At 43.4% G+C, this 19737-nt stretch carries 19 protein-coding genes; 5 read left to right on the top strand and 14 right to left on the bottom strand.

Annotated features, from left to right (window positions below; translation table 11 throughout):
* Positions 1-81: 81 nt before the first annotated feature.
* Positions 82-417, bottom strand: coding sequence for a bacillithiol system redox-active protein YtxJ (gene ytxJ / locus C4S61_RS13245; protein WP_103925290.1), 336 nt, complete (start codon positions 415-417; stop codon positions 82-84).
* Positions 418-491: 74 nt separating this feature from the next.
* On the opposite strand from ytxJ, the gene C4S61_RS13240 reads away from it, so the two are divergent.
* Positions 492-1892: a DUF4403 family protein gene (locus C4S61_RS13240; protein WP_103925289.1), complete on the top strand. Its 1401-nt coding sequence runs from the start codon at positions 492-494 to the stop codon at positions 1890-1892.
* 1 nt (position 1893) lies between these two features.
* Here C4S61_RS13240 and C4S61_RS13235 read toward each other — a convergent pair whose 3' ends face one another.
* The 7 genes from C4S61_RS13235 to C4S61_RS13205 all read right to left on the bottom strand — a co-directional run bounded on the left by C4S61_RS13235 (position 1894) and on the right by C4S61_RS13205 (position 10672).
* Positions 1894-2565 (bottom strand): 3'-5' exonuclease, encoded by a 672-nt coding sequence (locus tag C4S61_RS13235; protein ID WP_103925288.1) that lies wholly within the window; start codon positions 2563-2565, stop codon positions 1894-1896.
* Positions 2562-4508, bottom strand: a complete 1947-nt coding sequence (locus C4S61_RS13230; RefSeq protein WP_103925287.1) for a DUF294 nucleotidyltransferase-like domain-containing protein — start codon at positions 4506-4508, stop codon at positions 2562-2564. Before C4S61_RS13230 ends, C4S61_RS13235 begins: the two co-directional genes overlap by 4 nt.
* Positions 4509-4646: 138 nt before the next feature.
* The gene (gene acs, locus C4S61_RS13225; RefSeq protein ID WP_103925286.1) at positions 4647-6539 is read right to left on the bottom strand and encodes an acetate--CoA ligase; all 1893 of its coding nucleotides are present in this window, start codon (positions 6537-6539) and stop codon (positions 4647-4649) included.
* Positions 6540-6569: 30 nt separating this feature from the next.
* The gene (locus C4S61_RS13220) at positions 6570-8255 is read right to left on the bottom strand and encodes a sodium:solute symporter family protein (protein ID WP_103925285.1); all 1686 of its coding nucleotides are present in this window, start codon (positions 8253-8255) and stop codon (positions 6570-6572) included.
* Positions 8256-8264: 9 nt separating this feature from the next.
* Entirely contained in the window at positions 8265-8528 is a 264-nt protein-coding gene (locus C4S61_RS13215; protein ID WP_103925284.1) for a DUF4212 domain-containing protein, read from the bottom strand.
* Between the two features lie 233 nt (positions 8529-8761).
* Positions 8762-9514, bottom strand: coding sequence for a ZIP family metal transporter (locus C4S61_RS13210; protein WP_103925283.1), 753 nt, complete (start codon positions 9512-9514; stop codon positions 8762-8764).
* Positions 9515-9610: 96 nt separating this feature from the next.
* Positions 9611-10672, bottom strand: a complete 1062-nt coding sequence (locus C4S61_RS13205; RefSeq protein ID WP_103925282.1) for an FAD:protein FMN transferase — start codon at positions 10670-10672, stop codon at positions 9611-9613.
* A gap of 106 nt (positions 10673-10778) precedes the next feature.
* Between C4S61_RS13205 and ruvB the strand changes: the two genes are divergently transcribed.
* Positions 10779-11810, top strand: coding sequence for a Holliday junction branch migration DNA helicase RuvB (gene ruvB, locus C4S61_RS13200; protein ID WP_103925281.1), 1032 nt, complete (start codon positions 10779-10781; stop codon positions 11808-11810).
* Positions 11811-11870: 60 nt separating this feature from the next.
* Here ruvB and C4S61_RS22665 read toward each other — a convergent pair whose 3' ends face one another.
* The 5 genes from C4S61_RS22665 to C4S61_RS13175 all read right to left on the bottom strand — a co-directional run bounded on the left by C4S61_RS22665 (position 11871) and on the right by C4S61_RS13175 (position 15854).
* On the bottom strand, positions 11871-12167 hold the full coding sequence (locus tag C4S61_RS22665) for a type II toxin-antitoxin system RelE/ParE family toxin (protein ID WP_160111247.1): 297 nt from the start codon (positions 12165-12167) through the stop codon (positions 11871-11873).
* 2 nt (positions 12168-12169) lie between these two features.
* Positions 12170-12424, bottom strand: a complete 255-nt coding sequence (locus C4S61_RS13190; RefSeq protein WP_235009981.1) for a hypothetical protein — start codon at positions 12422-12424, stop codon at positions 12170-12172.
* Between the two features lie 150 nt (positions 12425-12574).
* Positions 12575-13927 carry an FAD-dependent oxidoreductase gene (locus C4S61_RS13185; protein WP_103925279.1) on the bottom strand — a complete coding sequence of 451 codons (1353 nt, stop codon included), beginning with the start codon at positions 13925-13927 and terminating at the stop codon, positions 12575-12577.
* A gap of 23 nt (positions 13928-13950) precedes the next feature.
* Positions 13951-15237, bottom strand: coding sequence for a kynureninase (gene kynU, locus C4S61_RS13180; RefSeq protein WP_103925278.1), 1287 nt, complete (start codon positions 15235-15237; stop codon positions 13951-13953).
* Positions 15238-15341: 104 nt separating this feature from the next.
* On the bottom strand, positions 15342-15854 hold the full coding sequence (locus C4S61_RS13175) for a 3-hydroxyanthranilate 3,4-dioxygenase (protein ID WP_103925277.1): 513 nt from the start codon (positions 15852-15854) through the stop codon (positions 15342-15344).
* A 410-nt stretch (positions 15855-16264) separates the two neighbouring features.
* Here C4S61_RS13175 and C4S61_RS13170 point away from each other — a divergent pair, with 410 nt between their 5' ends.
* From C4S61_RS13170 to C4S61_RS13160, 3 genes are all read left to right on the top strand, one after another.
* On the top strand, positions 16265-17251 hold the full coding sequence (locus C4S61_RS13170) for a dipeptidase (RefSeq protein ID WP_103925276.1): 987 nt from the start codon (positions 16265-16267) through the stop codon (positions 17249-17251).
* On the top strand, positions 17251-17955 hold the full coding sequence (locus C4S61_RS13165; protein ID WP_200820582.1) for a thiamine pyrophosphokinase: 705 nt from the start codon (positions 17251-17253) through the stop codon (positions 17953-17955). The genes C4S61_RS13170 and C4S61_RS13165 overlap by 1 nt, the downstream gene beginning before the upstream one ends.
* Positions 17956-18091: 136 nt before the next feature.
* A complete protein-coding gene (locus C4S61_RS13160; protein ID WP_146064401.1) occupies positions 18092-19291 on the top strand; it encodes a hypothetical protein in 1200 nt (399 codons plus the stop codon).
* A gap of 156 nt (positions 19292-19447) precedes the next feature.
* On the opposite strand, the gene C4S61_RS13155 is transcribed toward C4S61_RS13160, so the two are convergent.
* On the bottom strand, positions 19448-19737 hold a 290-nt coding region (locus C4S61_RS13155), incomplete at its 5' end, for a transposase (protein WP_146064400.1).

Genomic DNA, 19737 nt, shown 5'->3' with positions numbered 1-19737 from the left:
AAGCCTGATCCCCTAAAAAATTAGAACGGATATTTAACAGGATAAATGGCGGATTTTCACTTTGAAAATTCAAATTCCATTTTAAATCTGCTCCATAATTTCGTGGTAAGAAATCCCATAATGACTGGTATTGTAAACAGCCTTACCATCACGGATGAGAATCACTTGTGGTGATTCATGAGGAATTCCAAATTCAACCTCGATTTGGTTAGAGAGAGACCGATTAGAAATCAAATCCAAAAAATATGGAGTTACCTTTTCCTGATCAGCCACTTTCCAGTTGCGAAGCAATCTGTCCAGAGACATACTACTTACCGAACAACGTGTGCTATGCTTGAAAATCAAAACAGGCTTTTCATAACTCAATCTCTTGATCTCTTCGATTTGAGTTGCTTCGGTCAATTTGTTCCAGTTCATATCGGTGATTGTTTACTTTTGGGGCAATTGTTGCAAGAGGCAAATAGTTCCCTTTTGAAAACGAAAATACTTCAATGAAAATCAATAAAAGAACGCTATCCTATCATTTTGCAAAGCTAATCGTAGTCACCTTGATCTTTTCTATGGCCTGCAAAAGTCTGGACCCTACGTTAAACCCAAGTCCAATACCGCTCCCAACGGCTTATTCCCGAGTAAACCTTCCCGTGGAAATCCCAATGCAAACCCTGGAAAACTTACTGAATCAGCGTATTCCTCCCGTACTGTTTGAGGAAAAAGGAATGGATCTCGGAAATGGAGTAATGGGTGATTTGAAGTTTTCCAAAAATGGCCTGACTACGATACAGGTTGAGGATAATCAGAAAGTCAGAATTCAGTTACCCATTCGGGTGAGCGGTGAGGTCGGTCTGAAACCCGGTGGACTTCGTAATCTTTTTCAGTCAAAAATCCCGCTAGACCAGGTATTTACACCTGTATTTCTGATCAATCCTGAGGTCAACGAAAACTGGTCCATGGGAATTTCCGAATTTGAATTGGTGGATTTGGGAGGGAAAATGACCTTCAGCATCCTCGGAATGGAACTTGATCTGAGCCAGCTTATCTCCAGAGAAATTCAGGATTATGCTCAAAAGAATCTGACCTCCAATCCTGATTTGATCAAATTAAAACCTTTGGTCGAGCAGCTTTGGAGTCAGGTCGGCAAACCGGTATTTGTGGAGTTTCAGGGTAAAAAAATGGCTTTTTCGATTCAGCCGGATTCGGTAAAACTATCTGAAAATTTTTCATCCACAGGAGCATACCACCTCAACTTGGGTATGATAGGGAAGGTAAATTCTCATCCGGCCGATGCCACCCCGAGCCGACCCTTTCCCTTGCCAAAGCTGACCGAAAACAGCAACACAGAAAACTCCCTTGATATCAGGATTCCCCTTCGCTTGTCTTATTCTGAAATTGATGAGCTACTTCGGGAAAATTTTGCAGGTCAATCTATCCGGGTAAACAAGACTACGATATTCCAGCCCGGAAATTTCAAATCGAGAGCTTTTGGTGAAAAGCTGGGCATCCTCATGGATTTCCATGCGGTGCAGAGTAATGGTAAGGAGATAGACGGTCAGTTGTTTTTGGTAGGAAAACCTACCTATGACAGTGAAAATCAGATTTTAATTTTTGATCAGGTCAATTTTAATCTGGAGAGTGACAGCAAAAAGGCTAAGACCGCAGCGGTGCTGAAAAAAGGCAAAATCATCCGTCAGCTGAATCAAAAACTTCGGTTCCCCATGGCGGAAGTACTTGAAAGTAGTTTGGGTGGAATTCAGGAGCGTTTGGCCCTTGAAACCCCAATCGCGGATTTGAAAATAGTAGATCTGGAAATCTTTCCTGGTGGATTCTATCCAACAGCAAGCGGCCTTGAGATCCAATTGAAGGCAAGGGGAAAAGTGGAGATTGGCTGGAAATAACCTATCTGATCAACTCTTTGTAAGTCCGAATGCCTTTTTTCTCAGCCAATTTGAGAAGCCTAATAAAAAGTTGAGCAGTCAAAAAAGCATCCCCTCCGGCAGTATGCCGGTCATCCCGATCAATCCCATAGCGCTTGCAAAGCTCATCCAAACTGTAAGCTCCCATGGAAATCCTTCTTTGGTCCGCTCGGGGACCATGTTCCAATCTGATAGCCAGATCCAAAGTGTCAATCATGGGATTGGGCAGTTGTTCTAAACCAAATGGCTTGAGCAGCTTTCCAATCATCTCCAAGTCAAACCCAATGTGGTGACCGACAATGATGGAATTACCAAGGTAAGAAAGTACCTTCTTTATGAATTCCTCGATGGAAATCTGATTCGATATTCCCACCAACCCGTGAATTTGCGCAGCTTTTCCAATGCTATGCGCTGATTTCGGATACCATTCAACAGCTGTGGAAATCTGGATTTTCAAATCGGAAATCTTCACCGCTCCAAAGGACAAAATCGAGTCCTTTGCAGGTTCTAAACCCGTCGTTTCTGTGTCCAAAACGGTAAATTTCAGCTGGCTGATCGTCCTAATGCTTGGAATGGGGTCTTGATTGACTTCCAAAAAATCCCGAATGAAGTCAAGCCGCTCGGTCTTCGGTTTCCAAAATTCCCACCAGCTCATCGTCTAAAATAGTCTAACTGAAACCGAATATTGACAATTTCCTGCAGCTCGGAAATAGGCACAAAGGCATTTTTCAATAATTGCCGCTGAAGTTTTCCCAGCGATCTTGGCTTGATAAATCGGCCATTGCTTTTGCTTTGCATTCCTTCCAAGGCACGCATCCGCATCAGAATTTCATAGGCTTTGCCAGCTTGTGAAAAAAGCTCCGCATTGGCAGGCTCGAGCTCTGCCAACTTCTCAAACCTTCGGAAGGTATTGTTGATTCCGACGATTTGATGACTAAGCACAAGCAATCTTGCCAAATCAGTCAAAGGCAACATCGCCCGGAGCTTGATGTCAAACTGATCCCGATTTTCGCCGGATCGCTCCAGGACAAAGTCTCTGAAGAATCCAAGCGGAGGCGGATTCTTCATCGCATTGAGGGCCAAAAAGTTCAGAAACACCTGCTTTTTGCCTATCTCCTGATAGATATGGGCTGAAAGTTCTTCCGCCAATGCCTTACTACCGGCTACTGACCGGAAATCAAAAAAGATCGAAACCTTCATCAATGCTTCCGGAGAAGGATGAAGGATCCACTCTGTGAAATAAGATTTCCAGACCGTAAGTGGCTGAACCCACTCCGGGTTACTCGCCATGATTTTGCCCGGACAGGGATCAAACCCACAAGCCAAAAGAACTTCAACAACGCCTTCACCTAACTTCTGAAAATATTCAACAGCTCTAGATTTAAGGTTTTGAGCTACATCTTCATACAAAATAGCATTGTCCAGATCTGTTCTGAGTAGCTGCTCTGCTCTGCCTTCACTTCCCATGGAAAGGAAGCAAAAACGAATTCCCATCATTTCAGGATAGACTGCCTTGAGTTGGTCTTTGACGATTTCCAAAGCTTGTCGGATGATTACATCATTGATCTCAGTCATCACTGAAGCTACAAATTCCATGGAGACTTCATTTTCCAGATAATATCCCAGCATCTGCTCGGCACGATCTCGAATCTTTCGCATCTCGACTACCTCCAGGGTATTCATCAAGGCGTGAATCAGTACCGCCGGACTGTTACCCATCGAAAGAAATACATCGTGATCAGAGATAATCCCGCAAACCGCACTTTGATCCGAACCGTCTTCCGTCAGCACCAAGTGATGAAGTCGATGACGAATCATGGTCAGGTATAGGTTGGAAAATCCGTCTTGCTTATTGCGAGTGATCACCGGACTGGTCATGACTTGGGAGACAGGATTTTCAGGAGAAATCCCCGCCGCCAAAACCCGAGTTCTCAGGTCTTTGTCGGTAAGTATTCCTACGGGGAATTTATTTTCATCACAAATAACGATACTGCTTACCTGTGCCTGCGCCATTTCTTTTGCTGCACTTTGAATGGCTGTATCGGGAGAACAGCATACTACTTTTTCGGAAAAAATTACCGCGGATTGATCGGAAAAGATCAGCAAGGAATGATCTCCCGAGTCTTTTTTGAATTCCCCCCGAGCTTTTTGTCCCTGAGAAAGATCCTGTCTGACGACCACCTGACCTGCTGCAAAACCTGCTGCAAAAAAGAGTGCAACCCTACTGTTTTCTTCCAGAATTTTCTCAAAAACAGCAACAGGAATAGCGTAAATCAGGCTGTTCTCGATGACTTTGGAAGTCAGAACATAAGGCCGCTTTCCCAATAATGCCAAGACTCCAAACACATCACCCTCATCGCAAACTTCGCGGATTTGCTCACCCTTCGGTGAATTTTCAACGAGCTGAATCAATCCTTCTTTCAGTATAAAAAAATGAGGCCTTGCAGCCTCACCTTGTCGAAACAGCATCTCGCCTTTTTCTAAAAATTGAATCTCCACACTTTGAGCCACACGCGTCAAATCCTCCTTTCCCAAAAAAGAAAAAGGAGGGAATCGTTTCAGAAACTCAGCGACCCGATTGACAATGACGTTGGACATTTTGAAAGTATCTAGTATCTAGATTTAGGATCAGGTTCAGAGTAAAGAAAAAAGAGGCTAGAAATTTAAAATGTAGAAATATTGGTGAGCTCAACCAAAAACTCCCCAGCTTCCAAACTTCCTTGCCTCCTAACTCCCCTACTTTCTACCCTCAATGATCTTTTCTACCACATCGGGATCGAGCAAGGTACTGGTGTCGCCCATGCTGTCCAGACTGCCTTCAGCTACTTTTCTAAGGATTCTTCGCATTATCTTTCCAGAGCGGGTTTTTGGAAGTCCCGGCACAATCTGAATCTTGTCTGGCTTGGCGATCGGACCGATAATTTTGGAAACCATCTCTTTGATCTCATTGATCAGGTTGTCCTCGGTGCGATTGGTCATGTCACAGATCACATAAGCATAGATGCCCTGACCTTTGACTTCATGAGGATAGCCAACCACCGCGGATTCGATGACTTTTGGATGCTCGTTGATCGCATTTTCTACTTCTGCGGTCCCCATTCGATGACCGGACACATTGATCACATCATCTACCCGACCCAGGATTCTGTAGTACCCGTCGTGGTCACGCTTGACACCGTCTCCGGTGAAGTACATCCCCTTGTAAGTAGAAAAGTAGGTCTGTTTGCAACGCTCGTGATCTCCATAAGTAGTTCGGATCATCGATGGCCAAGGGAATTTGATGCAGAGATTGCCCTCTACTGAATTTCCTTTGAGTTCTTTTCCCTCCGGATCCACAATGCAAAGTTGAATTCCCGGCAAAGGCAAAGTAGCGTAAGCTGGCTTTGTGGGTGTAATTCCTGCTAGAGGAGAAATCAAAATACCACCAGTTTCAGTTTGCCACCGGGTATCGACGATTGGACATTTTCCTTTCCCAATATGGTTATGATACCAATGCCAAGCTTCCTCATTGATTGGCTCGCCGACAGATCCGAGTACTTTGAGTGAGCTCAAATCGTGTCCATGAACTGGGTCAGTACCGAAGGCTTGCAGCGCTCGAATGGCGGTAGGTGCAGTGTAGAAGACGTTGACTTTGTGTTTTTCAATCACTTCCCAGAAGCGACTTGGGGTAGGATAGGTAGGTACTCCCTCAAACATTAAAGTGGTCGCTCCGGCCAGTAACGGCCCATAGACAATGTAGGAATGGCCGGTAATCCATCCAATATCCGCCGTGCACCAATACACATCACCAGCATCGTATTGGAAGACATTGTCAAAGGAATATTTGGTATAAACCATGTAGCCACCAATGGTATGGACCACGCCTTTTGGCTTCCCAGTGGAGCCGGATGTGTAGAGGATGAACAGCATGTCTTCGCTGTCCATTTCTTCTGCCACATTCTTTTCTGACTGGCCTTCCATGACCTCATGCCACCAGAAATCCCGGCCCTCTTTCATCGTAACTTCCTGACCGGTTCGTTTGTAGACGATTACGGTTTCCACAGTTGATTTTTCCAGCGCTTCATCGACCACGGATTTCACCCCGATTTTCTTATTACCCCGATAATTCCCGTCTGAGGTCAATAGTGCTTTAGCCTGGCAATCAATCACCCGATCTGCCAAAGCAGTACTGGAAAAGCCCGCAAAAACCACCGAATGAATGGCCCCGATTCTGGCACAGGCAAGCATCGCAATGGCTGCTTCCGGTACCATGGGCATGTAGATGATCACTCGATCCCCTTTTTCAATTCCTCTGCTTTTCAGCACATTTGCAAACTTGCAGACTTCCACAAAAAGCTCCCGATAAGTGATCGTTCGGATAGGTTCAGTGGGTTCACTTGGCTCCCAGATGATCGCAGGGCGATCCCCAATGGTATAGAGGTGACGCTCAAAAATATTTTCGGTGATGTTGAGCTTGGCATTCACAAACCACTTCACATCCGGGCCATCAAAATTCCACTCCAGGACATTGTCCCAGCGCTTTCGCCAGTGAAAGGAGTCTGCTATCCTTGCCCAGAATTCTTCAGGTTGAGCTACACTTTTCTGGTATTCATAAAGGTATCCGCTGAGGGTATGTAATCGGTCACTCATGATTAAGTAAGGTTTTTGGGTACTGAATTTCTAATGATTTTGAGCTGATCCTGCCCCTTTTGGAATCCGGATTTCCTGGATCAGGTCTTGGACATGTTGGGGTGGGGCGGGTGTGAATTTCGAAACAGCGAAGCACATCACGAAATTGATCATCATGCCAATAGAGCCTATTCCTTCCGGAGAAATTCCAAACCACCAATGGTCTAAGTTATTCATTTCAGGACTGATAAACTTGAAATAGGTGATATAACCCAGGGTAAAAATCAATCCTGAAATCATGCCGGCGATAGCGCCTTCCTTATTTATTTTGGTGGAAAATATCCCAAGAATAATCACCGGGAAAAAGGAAGCAGCGGCTAATCCAAAGGCAAAAGCGACTACTTCTGCAACAAATCCCGGAGGATTAACTCCAAAGTAACCCGCAAAAATCACGGCCCCGGCGGCAGCAAATCGGGCGATTCGAAGTTCCTTTTTCTCCGAAATCCCGGGATTAAAAGTCTTGACCAAATCACGGGAAACTGAAGTAGAAATAACCAAAAGTAATCCCGCAGCAGTGGAAAGCGCTGCTGCCATTGCTCCGGCAGCTACCAATCCCACCACCCAATTGGGAAGATTTGCGATTTCGGGACTGGCCAAGACCATGATGTCTTTGTCGATGGTCAGTTCATTGGCAGATGGATCGGCGAGGTATTGCACTTTGCCGTCCCCATTTTTATCGTCAACTTGGATGAGACTGGTTTTTTGCCAATTCTGAACCCAAACAGGTAATTCTGAAATGTTCTTTTCCGAAGTGGAATTGATCGCATTGTAGATGCCAAAAGCAGCCACCGCCGGAGCAGTTGTGTACAAAATCGCAATAAACGCCAAAGCATATCCTGCCGAAAGTCGGGCATCTTTGACCCTTGGAACTGTGAAAAATCGCACAATTACATGCGGCAAACCGGCCGTGCCGACCATCAGGGCAAGCGTAATCATAAACAGATCGGCCATGCCTTTTCTGCCTGCTGTGTATTCTGCAAAACCCAAATCAGCGAGTACTCCATCAAGCTTTGCCAAAAGGGGTGTCCCATCTGCCACACTACTACCCAATCCCAATTGAGGGATGGGATTCCCTGTCAGCTGCATGGAGATGAAAATAGCAGGAACCATGTAGGCGAATATCAGCACACAAAACTGCGCCACTTGGGTGTAAGTGATACCCTTCATTCCACCCAAAACCGCATAAAAAAAGACAATACACATCCCAATCACTACGCCCCATTCGATCGGGATTTCCAAGTAGCGAGAAAATACAATTCCTACACCTCGCATTTGACCCGCGACATAGGTAAAAGAAATAAACAGCGCACAAATCACGGCTACCACACGGGCTTTATTGGAATAATACCGATCTCCTACAAAGTCAGGTACGGTAAATTTGCCAAACTTCCTGAGGTACGGTGCCAGCAAAAGCGCCAACAACACATAGCCCCCCGTCCAGCCCATCAGGTAAACTGAGCCGTCATAACCTGAGAATGAGATCAAACCCGCCATGGAAATAAACGACGCTGCTGACATCCAATCCGCCGCTGTTGCCATACCATTGGCAAGTGGGGAAACGCCCCCTCCTGCTATGTAAAACTCATTGGTCGAACCGGCGCGGGTCCAAATCGCAATTCCAATATAGACTGCAAAAGAAAGTCCGACGAGTATATACGTCCAAGTAAGAATATCCATTTTCAGAAATTAATCTTCGTTGACGTCAAATTCCTTGTCCAGCTTATTCATCCTCGCTACATACACAAATATCAGGATGATAAAAACAAAGATCGAACCCTGCTGTGCAAACCAAAAGCCGAGTGGATATCCTCCGATTTTTAGTTGATTTAGCGGCTCGACCAGAATTATCCCGAACCCAAATGACACTACAAACCAAATTGAAAGTAGGATCCAAAGTGTCCGAAGGTTTTTCTTCCAATATTCGGTCATTCTTCCGGAAGAATTAGGCATGATTAGTTGGGGTTTAGGATAAAAAGAGATAAAATGATTGTAGAAATGTCATTTTAGGAATAGAAATTTTCGGATTCTGATTCAAAAATGAAATACTTGAATCTGCTGACAGAAACCAAATGTTTTTCCATGAAAAGCTAAAGATTTTTGAAATCTGTAAGCACGGAATCAATTTTTCAACGCCTCACCTGGAAAGAATGGAAGAATGAACTGCGATTGCTGAAAAATGAAAATCACATCAAATATTCCGATGCAATCGCCAATCCGGCAGCAAAAAAAGTAACCAAAAGCTTATTCATCTGAAATTTGTGATGCGGGCTACTTTCGAAAAATATTGTAGTCGAAATATGCAAAAATCCACCTGTCACCAAACCATATAGCAGCCCGACACCCTCTTTGGAGAGCAATCCTTGATCAATAAAAAACGCACTGGAGTACATCCCCATTGGCGATGCCAAGGCAAAAAGTATCAACAATAGAATTGTCCATTTTTTACTCAAAGAAGAATACAATACTGCCGCCAAGGCAAAAGCTGCGGGACCTTTGTGCATTATAATTCCTAAAAGCACCGTCTTATCGCTGTGAGAATGTCCAGAAACCAAGGATTCCTCAGCAATGGCACTTCCATGAGATAGTAGCGTCCCTTCCAGGAAGGCGTGAATAAACAAGCCCAGCATCAGTGTCCAAACTCCCTTTGAAGTCTCGCTTTGATGCTTATGGATATGTCCATGCTCAATTCCACTGGACCAAAACTCCAAAATCTGCTGGAATAAAAACCCGATCAAGATATAAAGCCCCATACGGGTACTGGTGTAGCCGCTGTCAAACAGCTCGGGAATGATATGAAGAATCGTAATGGAGAAAAGATAGGAACCGGCAAATACCAGCAACAATTTAAAATACTTCTCCCGAAAGGAGGGAAATATAAATACCAGCAAACCCGCAATCATTGCAGTGAAGAAAAGAAGCAGAAAATTTATTCCCATGAGTATGTTTCAGCTTTTCCTTACTTTGGAAAAATGCTTCGCAGGTGATAACCGTCGCAAAGATAAGAAAATTCAATAATGTTGCATTTAGGCAAATTATTTTATCGGAAAGGATAAAAACGGCTCTAAGTCCGGGCTGACATATTGTTTCATTTTTCCTCCGCGCTCATTGAAAATCAAAATCATCTGTATGTCATTCCGGATAGAATCCAATTGTATAGCCTGACTCCTACCCATTACCAATAATGCATCGGCAAGGGCGTCGGCAGTCTTGGCGTCCAAACTGATTACAGTCGCACTCAAAAGGCCATTTGTCACTGGATAACCGGTCCTCGGATCCACTTGAAATGTCAATTTGAGCGAATCGCGGGTATAAAATTGTTCAAAATTACCGGCCGTGGAGATGGCCTGATTCTGAAGTGCTACTACACCTTGAGCTTTTTTGCCAAGGCTGTCGCCTAGGTAATTTAGACCGATTTTCCAAAGCTCCCCTTGTTCATTCACTCCTTTGGCGAGATTTTCTCCCCCGATTTGCACCAAGAAATTTTTAACTTTTTTGGCCTCCAAAAATTCTCCTATCCTGTCAAGCGCAATTCCTTTAGCAGATTTCGAAAAATCAAGGATCATACCTCGGGTTATTTTTCGGATCACTGAATCCGTGACGCTAATCTTTTTCAGTCCTACCAAAGACTGGAAAACTCTGACATCCGTACTATCTGCCAGTTGGGCCCCTGACGTGGAAAAGTTCCAGATTCGTTCTATCGGCCCTTGAGTTGGGTCAATCGCTCCCGAGGTCAAATCATACATTCGGTTTGCCTCCTGAAGGACCTCTACCAAGGTTTGGGATGGATTTAGTAAGGTGTCCACCAGATTCAGCCGATTGACCTCGGATGTAGGTTCATAGCCGGAAATACTCAGATTAAATGCATTCAATAAAGAATCAATCGAGCTTTGAAAATTCCGATTTCCCTCATCCAAATAGCTCACCCGATAGTCAACACCCATCGTTTTGCCAACAAAAGAAACAGACCCAGACACCTTATCGATGGCAACTTTCCCCTCCGACTTAGGTTCTCTGCTCCGCCAGGCATATACCAATAACAACATGGCGAAAAGGACAAGGGAATAAATGATGTTTTTTCTGGCGTTGGGATTCATTGAAGTCAATTTATGACGCGAATTTAGGGCAATTTTGTCAGTGTGACCTTAATTGAAAAGTTCATCGCTTCGGGTTTTGTTTATATTTGTCTGGATACAAAAAAACATGAGAGAAGATTACCTGAAAGGAGACGAGGAACAACTCAGCCCTAAAGACCGAGAATTTGAGCGGGCATTGCGTCCGTTGAGTTTTGATGATTTTACCGGGCAGGCCAAGATCATCGAAAACCTCAAAGTCTTCGTTCATGCAGCTAAAATGCGGAAGGAACCTTTGGATCATGTCCTCTTGCATGGTCCTCCGGGTTTGGGTAAGACCACCCTCAGCAATATCATTGCAAATGAGCTCCATGCAGGGATCAAAATCACCTCTGGCCCGGTACTCGACAAACCCTCCGATCTGGCAGGACTTCTTACGAATCTGGAAGAAGGCGACGTGCTTTTCATTGATGAAATCCACCGATTGAATCCGATTGTGGAGGAATACTTGTATTCGGCCATGGAAGATTTCCGGATTGATATCATGCTGGATTCAGGTCCAAATGCAAGGTCGGTTCAGATTTCCTTGAGTCCTTTCACCTTGATCGGTGCGACTACCCGGTCAGGTTTGCTGACTTCTCCGCTTCGGGCCCGATTCGGGATCAATTCAAGGTTGGAATACTACGATGCCAAATTGTTGACAGATATCGTAATCCGATCCGCCGGTATTTTGCAAACGCCAATCGATGAAGTGGCAGCTTATGAACTGGCGCGAAGAAGCCGGGGAACGCCCCGTATTTCCAATATGCTGCTTCGCCGAACACGGGATTTTGCCGAAGTAAAAGGCAATGGAACCATCACGCTGGAAATCGCCAAAATCGCCCTTAACGCATTGGATGTGGATGAAAATGGCTTGGATGAAATGGATAACAGAATTTTGCTTACTATCATCGAAAAATTCAAAGGCGGACCGGTTGGTCTAAGCACCATCGCTACCGCTTGTGGAGAAGAAGCGGAGACGATCGAGGAAGTGTATGAACCGTTTTTAATACAGGAAGGCTACCTAAAGCGAACTTCCAGAGGCCGAATGGCTACCGAATTGGCGTATAAACATTTGAAAATCAAGCCTACCGGAGCTAGTGGGAGTTTGTTTGATTTGTAAATAATTGAGCCTGAAGAAATTTTTACTATTTTCTCAAAAGAATTTTTCTTGAGATTTTGGCTAAAGCTTAAACTTCTTGGGGTCAATTCCATTGGGTCTAAAACTCACAATTTCAATATAATCCTCCTTAATCCTGTAATAAATACTTGTTTGCCTGCTGAAAACACATTTCCTCAATTCTGGCTTTTTGAGAGAAGTAGGAAACATTTCGGGATTTTCAGCTATCAATTCTAGCGTATTTTCAATTCTCTGGTAGATCTCATTGCCTTTGTTAACACCAAAATTCTTAATGATATACTCCAAGAGTTGGATTTGCTCATCTAGTGCACTAAGCGAATATTTTATTTTTAAAGGCAAGGCTAAAAATTGAATTTGCTTTTCATTAGCTCTTTCACTTCTTCATGCGAAATGCTCTTTCCTTGATCCAGTTGTCTTATTCCTTCATTTATTGCTAACTGATCTTCTTCAGTTAACTCATCCCAGAAATCGTACGTGTCTTCAATTTTCAACAATTTCTTGATCTCATTCAGAATTTCATCATCCGAGGTTTGAAGAATTGCCGTTATCAGATTTTTTTTAGTCTGGATATCCATGGTTTCTACATTCAATTTCAATTTAACGGATTTCTCCCAAACCTGATTTCTCTTGCTGCTAAAACATTTTGGTTGAAAAAAATCATTTCTGGAAATCAGTTCTTTTTGTAATTCCAGAAAATCTGTGTCTTTTTCTGTGCTAATCTGCGGGAAAAACAAAAAAAGCGGCTATTACACCGCTTTTGCTGTTTCCATCTGATTGATGATATCCTCGTAGTCCAGTTTATCCCAATTTTCTGTGATCAGGGGACTAGCCATTACTTTATTCATAATGGCCTCTTGAAGTTTGCCTTGCGCATAGGCTTCGGCATAACTCATATCAGTAAAGGTCACCATCGTATATAGTGGAATCCATTCCTTTGGATAGAGTTCATGCAGCTTGGCTTCGATTTTTTTGCGGAGCAAAAACTTGGGACTGGAGACGGAATCACGCATTTCGATGAAGTTTTCCATCGCAAGCTGACAGATCGCATCAGTATCCGGCTTCCTTTTTTTCTGGAATTTTTCAAATACCAAGTCCCAAGAATTCGTACCGAGTTTTTCAATCAGCCCATTCAAAATGGAGCAATCCTCAAAACCGCAATTCATCCCCTGTCCATAGAAGGGAACCATCGCGTGCGAGGCATCACCTAAAAGAAGTGCATTTCCCTGAACCCAAGGATAGCATTCAATATTTACCAAGGCTGCTGTCGGGTTTTTGAAAAACTCAGTTTTCAAATCCGGCATCACTTGATAGGCATCATCAAAATAAGCTCTGAATACTGATTCCAGATCTTTTTCATCCTGAATTTTCTCAAAACAAACCTTCGTCCCTTCAAAAGGAAGAAAAAGTGTACAGGTGAAGGATTTGTCAGGATTTGGAAGAGCAATTAGCATGAATTTCCCGCGTGGCCAAATGTGCAGGGCATTGGGATCCATGGCAAATTCGCCTGAAGCTGTAGCAGGAATGGTCAGTTCCTTGTAGCCATGGGAAATGTATTCTTGGCGATAGTTGAAGCGGATCTGCTTTTGCATGGACAATCTCAAGGCAGAATAGGCACCATCTGCTCCGATCACGACATTGGGAGTCAGCGTCTTTTCTCCCTCAGGGGTATCAAGGATTACCTCATTGCTTCTGAAATTCACATCAACGCATTTGTGCTCAAAGTGGATTTCCGCTCCCAGACGTTCAGCTTCCTCAACCAGCAATTGATTAAAATTTCCTCTGGAAATGGAATAGATTGCCTGATCTGCTTTGCCGTAAGGGACGAAAGTTGTACCTCCATGCTCGTCATGGATTCTTCTTCCGTACATCGGAATCGCAAAGGGCATGACCTTATCTTTCAATCCAACTTGCTCCAGACTTTTCCAACCTCTATGACTTAGGGCCATATTGATCGATCTGCCAGCTTCGGAATAGGGATTTTTACGCTTATCAGGACGCTTGTCGTACATCGATACTTCGAGTCCTTGACGTCTGAAGTAGATGGCCATTAGACTGCCGATCAAGCCGGCACCCAAGATGGTAATTTCGTTTTTCTTCATCGGATATGTTTACCCACGCTTCTTTAAGCGAATTTTTTCAGGGATTGTTCCAAAATCTTTGCAAAGCGAAACACATCCAAGAAACTGTTATAGAGCGGAGTAGGTGCAAGACGAATTACGTTTGGATTTCTCCAGTCACCTACCACTCCCTGATTATACCATTCATCGAAGACTTCTTTGCCGCCGCAATGAATGAACAAAGATAACTGACAACCTCTTTCGGCTGGGCTTTTTGGGGTAATTATTTCCAAAACACCTGATTCACCGCTGATTTCATGGATCAGAAACTCGAGGTAGCCGGTAAGTTTTTCGCTTTTTGCCCGAAGATTTTCCATTCCTGCTTCCGCAAAAATATCCAAAGAAGCCTGATGTACCGCCAAAGCCAATACGTTGGAATTGGCCAATTGCCAACCATCTGCGCCGTACATCGGCACAAAGCCCTTTTCCATTTTAAATCGCTCGCCCTCGTCGTGACCCCACCACCCTGCAAAACGTGGTAAATCAGGCCGCTCCGCAAAGCGCTCGTGAACAAAGATCCCCGAGACATTTCCAGGCCCGGAATTCAAGTACTTATAGCTGCACCAAGTGGCAAAGTCCACATTCCACTCGTGAAGTTTCAACACAGCGTTTCCTGCCGCATGAGCCAAGTCAAAGCCTGCCAAAGCTCCCACGGAATGCGCAGCAGCCACAATTGCTTTTATGTCAAAAAGCTGTCCGCTGTAATATTGCAAGCCGGCCATATTGACCAATGCCAGGGAATCGCCATGCTTTTCGATTTCAGCGACGATGTCCTCCGTTCTTAGGGTAAATTCACCTGTCCTCGGCGAAAGTTCTACCAAGACCTCCTTGGGATCCAATCCGTGAAACTTGATTTGAGTCTCCAGCATATATTGATCCGAAGGAAAAGCCCCTGCCTCTACGATAATCTTGTATCGCTCTTTAGTCGGACGATAGAAGGAAACCATCAACAGGTGAAGATTCACGGATAGGTTATTCATCGCCACGACTTCATGCTCCTGCGCTCCGACAATGTGTGCCAATGCAGGTTTGGACTTTTTCCGCACATGATACCAGGCATCTTCTCCATGAAAATGCCCATCCACAGCCCGATCCGCCCAGTTGTTGAGTTCTTTTTCCAGGTAATCTTTTACTGATTTGGGCTGAAGACCAAGGGAATTCCCGCAAAAATAGATCGCTTTCTTTCCGTTTACTTTTGGGAAATAAAATCGAGAACGGAAGTGGGCTAGTGAGTCTTTTGCGTCCATTTCACGGGCAAAAGATTCGGAGAATTGGAAAAGACTTTGGTTCATTTTAGAGTTTTGATTTTGTTGCAGGATTGGAAGGTTGCAAAGTGAAAAGTTGGAGGACTCCAAGAGTAAACTTTACAACCTTTCCACTTTACCACTTTCCAACTCTACTTCTCCATTTTTGTCCCACAGCTTTTACATGTTCTTAGTTCTTCGCTAGACCAAAACCGCTCCATAATCGGAGGAAGTTGGGTGACAATGTCGGTAAGCTCCACATATTCTTCGTGAAGTTTTTCCCCGCAGTTTTCACAGTGCCAAAGGAAGCCGTCTTTTTCTCCCGGTCTGCGGTAGCGTTCCATCACCAGGCCGATGGTATTAGCTGGCCGTCTGGGAGAATGAGGCACTTTTGCCGGAAGAAGGAAGATTTCCCCTTCCTTAATTTCGATGTCGACAGGCTTTCCGTCTTCGATAATCTTGAGCACGATGTCACCTTCTAACTGGTAGAAAAACTCCTCGCCTTCATCGTAGTGGTAATCCTTCCGGCTGTTAGGACCACCAACGACCATCACTATAAAGTCGTCGTTTCCTTTGTACACCTGCTGGTTTCCCACCGGCGGCTTGAGCAAATGGCGGTTTTCATCGATCCACTTTTTGAAGTTAAAAGGCTTTGCAACGGACATGTTTGGGGTTGGTTTGAGTAAAGATTATTCCAAATATAGGTATTGGTAATAAAAACAAAGGTTAGATTGTTTTTGGGATAGGGTATTAATTTCCAGAACTAGAAATTAGGATTATTTACAATGAATTCAGATTCACAATTTCATATTCCACCTCGACTTCGCTCGGTGACCGGAGATTTTAATTGTGAAAGAGGGAGAGGAAATGCGGCTGTGCCGCATTTCCTCTCCCTCTTTCTGATAAAATCATAAGTTCGGAGGCCGAGCGAAGTCGAGGCCAAGCTAGAGTAATAATATAAGTTGGAAAAAAAGCAAAGACTTTTGTTCTATATCCTATTTCAAGCAGGTCGTAAATCAAAAATCGTAAATCTTAAATCCAATTTGCCGTATTTTGCCCAAAACCACTTCAAATCATGAATTACCCCATCGCCGATCTACACTGTGACCTACTCTCCTTTTTGGCAGCAATTCCCCATGCGGATGCATTTGCCAAAGACCAAATTGCCTGCGCATTTCCATGGCTGAAGGAAGGTGGGGTCCGAATGCAGGTAATGGCGATCTACACCAATGTAGATGCCTCCAGCATGAGAATGGCTGGAAAACAAGCCAAGATTTTCCATGATTTGCTGCGCAAAGAAGAAAAAACAGTAACAAAGTTTGATTCAGATTTTCTGAAAAAGGAAACTTCCGATGGTCGAATCGGCATCATTGCCTCGGTTGAAAATGCGGCAGGATTAGGAACCGAAAAAGCCACTTGGCCGGAAATCTATAAGCAGTTTGACAGCATGCTCGTGACAGTCGGTCAACTTGCCTATATCGGTTTGACTCATCATACCGAAAACCGCTTTGGCGGAGGAAATTACGTCGAGGGAGTTGGGCTGAAGGAGGATGGCAAGCGACTGCTCGACTACATGGCTGGGAAGAAGATTCCGATTGACCTTTCGCATACCTCCGATTTATTGGCAGAAGGAATTCTGAATCATATCGACCGACACCATCTTCCGATTCCGGTGATTGCCAGCCACTCAAACTTTCGGGCACTTTGGGATCACAAACGTAACCTGACGGATGAATTTGCCCAGGAAATCATCAATCGGGGCGGAATTATCGGTGTGAATTTCCTGCGGGAGTTCTTGGATCGGGATGTTCCCGAGCGCCTTTTTGAGCATATTTTGCATGGAATTAAACTGAGCGAGGATGCCATCTGCTTTGGCGCTGATTTTTTCTACACCAAGAATTTTCCCGACCAAAGCAGACTGCCGTTTTATTTCCCTTTGGCCGAAAATGCAGGAAAATATCCCTCGATCTTAGAATCGCTAAGCCAAAACCTGAGTGAATCGCAACTAAGGAAACTGGCTTCGGTAAACGTCTTCAACTTCTACCAAAAACTCTGGAGCTGATGTCAAGTCATCATTTTGTCAAGGAGCAGCAGGAACCTGCCGTGTTTATTCTGGATACTGAGGGACTGGCTTTCGATATCATTTCACCGCTCTTGGAGTGGGTGCCGACGGTGTTGGTTTGGCAGGAATGCCTGGAAACGGTTTTGAGCTGGGGGATTAAAATCGACGTGATTCTGGCTACGGAAGCCTATCAAAAAGAAAATCTTCAGCTACTGGAAGAACAATATCCGGTCAAATTCCTAACAGCTGCCCCAGAAAACCCGCTGGACGAAGGATTGCAATACCTTTTGGCCACCAAGCATCCGGCAGCGCATTTAGTCGGAGTTTCGCATTTGAGGTGTATGGATTTAGAGGAAAAACTGGACTTGTTTGACCTGACGATCATGGACGCTGGTTGGAAATACTATCCGGTCAAAAGTGGTAAATTCAAAAAGTGGTTTGCCGAAAGTACAATCCAACTTCTTGGTCAAGAAGGAATGCCTGTAGAAATCTCCAATGAAAACGGCAAACTGATGCTTCCTTTGGTTTACCTGACTCAGTTGGAGGTACCGGAGGGGATTACGGAGATTGTGGGGAATGGGATTTTTTGGGTTGGAGAGGAAGTGAATTCTGAAAGCTGGAGCGAGAAATTTGAAGGTGTTAAGCCCAAGTCGAAAGATTTGGGCTTTTTTATAAAAAAAATAGTTGTATCTCTTGACTTTTAAAGAAATCGTTTTGATCTTTTATTCAAATTTTTACCAACCAAAAACCCCTTTTTTATGAAAAGCACATTTGCCCCCCCTCAAGTACAGAAAACTAACTAGATTCGGATTTTTAGGTTTTCTAGTCCTTTTGATCACTATGAATCTCCTATTAACCTCATGCGTCGAAGAACCAGAAGCACCCAAAATCGAGGTCAACGAAAATGCACAGATTGCACAGGTGAAGTCTTGGTTTGAAAAAAATAAGACCAAGCTCAGACTCCCAGAAAGGGGCTCTAATTTCCGGTCCGAATCTCAGGAACTCATCCTACCATTTTTTGAAAAGGAACCCGATTGGGATAAGTTTCACCATTACTACTTTCCTGATGGACGGGAAGTTTTTGAAGTAAGTTTGAAGAATGAACAAATATTTTTTCCTTGGCCTGAGTCTAAAAAGGAAAGCAAGGAGAAAATTAGGAGTAGAGTGATCCAAAACATACTTTTTGTCAAGCACCCAACAATTAATCGTTATGATCCTCTGATAGCAAGGTATTATCCCGAAGAAAACTCTAAAAGAAATTTTAAAGAGATCAACTATCAAATGATCGACCAAAAATGGAGCGGAATAGTTGATATATTTACTTATGATGAACACTATTTTATTGGTTTTGAAATTGAAAAAGGACAAATTCTTAATTCTCGTAAAGTAGAGCAAATAGCAGATGGGAACCGTAAATCAATTAATTCTGAAAACAAAGACTACAAGTGTTCTGTAGTAACAACAACAACAGATTGGTATCAAATAACTTATGTTTTAGAAACTAATACTTGGTATGTGGAAGCACTTTCTCCCACTAGTTCAACTTCTTATAGTTGTCCCATGGATTATGGGATCGACAATACCACATCCGGAGGCAACTATACTTGTGGGGGAGATGGGCTTCAATGGTATAGTTCTAGTACTGGCACAAGCTCTTACGATCCTCCAGATGTACCTCTTCCTATTTTAAAAATTTTGATATCAATTTCAGATGAAAATCCATGTATTAAGAACGCAGCCCAAAATGCCGTTTCGGCAGATTTTGCAAATGAAATAACAAGCCTAATAAATGGAATTTTCCAAGAGAATGAGGATTATCGATTAGAAATTGAATCATTTGATCTTGATGATAACACATTAGATGGTATTCATTTTTTCAGTGGTTCTTCAAATAATTCATATGGAACTTTTTCTATTGTAATAAATTCAACTTTAGAAAATTCTTCAAAGGAATACATTACAGCTACTATTTTTCATGAGTTTCTCCATGCATATTTAGGATATTTAAACTTAGATAATTTTTTAAGTGAATCTCAATAACATGAAGAAATGGCAGTTGAATATATCGGTATTCTTAGTCAGATTTTAGTTGAAAGATATGGGATAAGAAAAACAGATGCCATGGCATTGTCTTGGGGTGGACTTCAGGAAACTAAGACATTCTCAGATAAATCAATGATCGACAAAAATAAGGTTCTAAATGGAATACCGTGGGTAATCGAATTTGAGGTTACCAACTATAAAATAAATCATATTGATGAAGTTTTGGATATTTCTGTATCCTCTGGCTCTTTTTTTAGCGAGTTGAATTTTTGAGTTTATTCCTTCCAAAATACCATTATTCAGATTTGTTTCTGAATAACTCACTATTCCGAACCAGTGCGCTTTCAAAGTTTTGGCGGCTTGCATGAATGGAAAAATCTTGGATTCTTCTACTAGATCACACCAATAAGAAAGATAAGCTCCCGCTTCATCTTTGGTTTTAA

This window comes from Algoriphagus boritolerans DSM 17298 = JCM 18970 (assembly GCF_900108085.1).
Classification (GTDB): Bacteria; Bacteroidota; Bacteroidia; order Cytophagales; family Cyclobacteriaceae; genus Algoriphagus; species Algoriphagus boritolerans.
The sequence above is the reverse complement of the archived record's forward strand: the minus strand, read 5'-3'. Positions and strand labels throughout refer to the sequence as shown.

Excerpts from the sequence above, each read along its gene's own strand:
- ytxJ (WP_103925290.1), bottom strand. The coding sequence starts at position 417 with ATGAACTGGAACAAATTGACCGAAGCAACTCAAATCGAAGAGATCAAG.
- C4S61_RS13240 (WP_103925289.1), top strand. The coding sequence starts at position 492 with ATGAAAATCAATAAAAGAACGCTATCCTATCATTTTGCAAAGCTAATC.
- C4S61_RS13235 (WP_103925288.1), bottom strand. The coding sequence starts at position 2,565 with ATGAGCTGGTGGGAATTTTGGAAACCGAAGACCGAGCGGCTTGACTTC.
- C4S61_RS13230 (WP_103925287.1), bottom strand. The coding sequence starts at position 4,508 with ATGTCCAACGTCATTGTCAATCGGGTCGCTGAGTTTCTGAAACGATTC.
- acs (WP_103925286.1), bottom strand. The coding sequence starts at position 6,539 with ATGAGTGACCGATTACATACCCTCAGCGGATACCTTTATGAATACCAG.
- C4S61_RS13220 (WP_103925285.1), bottom strand. The coding sequence starts at position 8,255 with ATGGATATTCTTACTTGGACGTATATACTCGTCGGACTTTCTTTTGCA.
- C4S61_RS13215 (WP_103925284.1), bottom strand. The coding sequence starts at position 8,528 with ATGCCTAATTCTTCCGGAAGAATGACCGAATATTGGAAGAAAAACCTT.
- C4S61_RS13210 (WP_103925283.1), bottom strand. The coding sequence starts at position 9,514 with ATGGGAATAAATTTTCTGCTTCTTTTCTTCACTGCAATGATTGCGGGT.
- C4S61_RS13205 (WP_103925282.1), bottom strand. The coding sequence starts at position 10,672 with ATGAATCCCAACGCCAGAAAAAACATCATTTATTCCCTTGTCCTTTTC.
- ruvB (WP_103925281.1), top strand. The coding sequence starts at position 10,779 with ATGAGAGAAGATTACCTGAAAGGAGACGAGGAACAACTCAGCCCTAAA.
- C4S61_RS13185 (WP_103925279.1), bottom strand. The coding sequence starts at position 13,927 with ATGAAGAAAAACGAAATTACCATCTTGGGTGCCGGCTTGATCGGCAGT.
- kynU (WP_103925278.1), bottom strand. The coding sequence starts at position 15,237 with ATGAACCAAAGTCTTTTCCAATTCTCCGAATCTTTTGCCCGTGAAATG.
- C4S61_RS13175 (WP_103925277.1), bottom strand. The coding sequence starts at position 15,854 with ATGTCCGTTGCAAAGCCTTTTAACTTCAAAAAGTGGATCGATGAAAAC.
- C4S61_RS13170 (WP_103925276.1), top strand. The coding sequence starts at position 16,265 with ATGAATTACCCCATCGCCGATCTACACTGTGACCTACTCTCCTTTTTG.
- C4S61_RS13165 (WP_200820582.1), top strand. The coding sequence starts at position 17,251 with ATGTCAAGTCATCATTTTGTCAAGGAGCAGCAGGAACCTGCCGTGTTT.
- C4S61_RS13160 (WP_146064401.1), top strand. The coding sequence starts at position 18,092 with ATGAATCTCCTATTAACCTCATGCGTCGAAGAACCAGAAGCACCCAAA.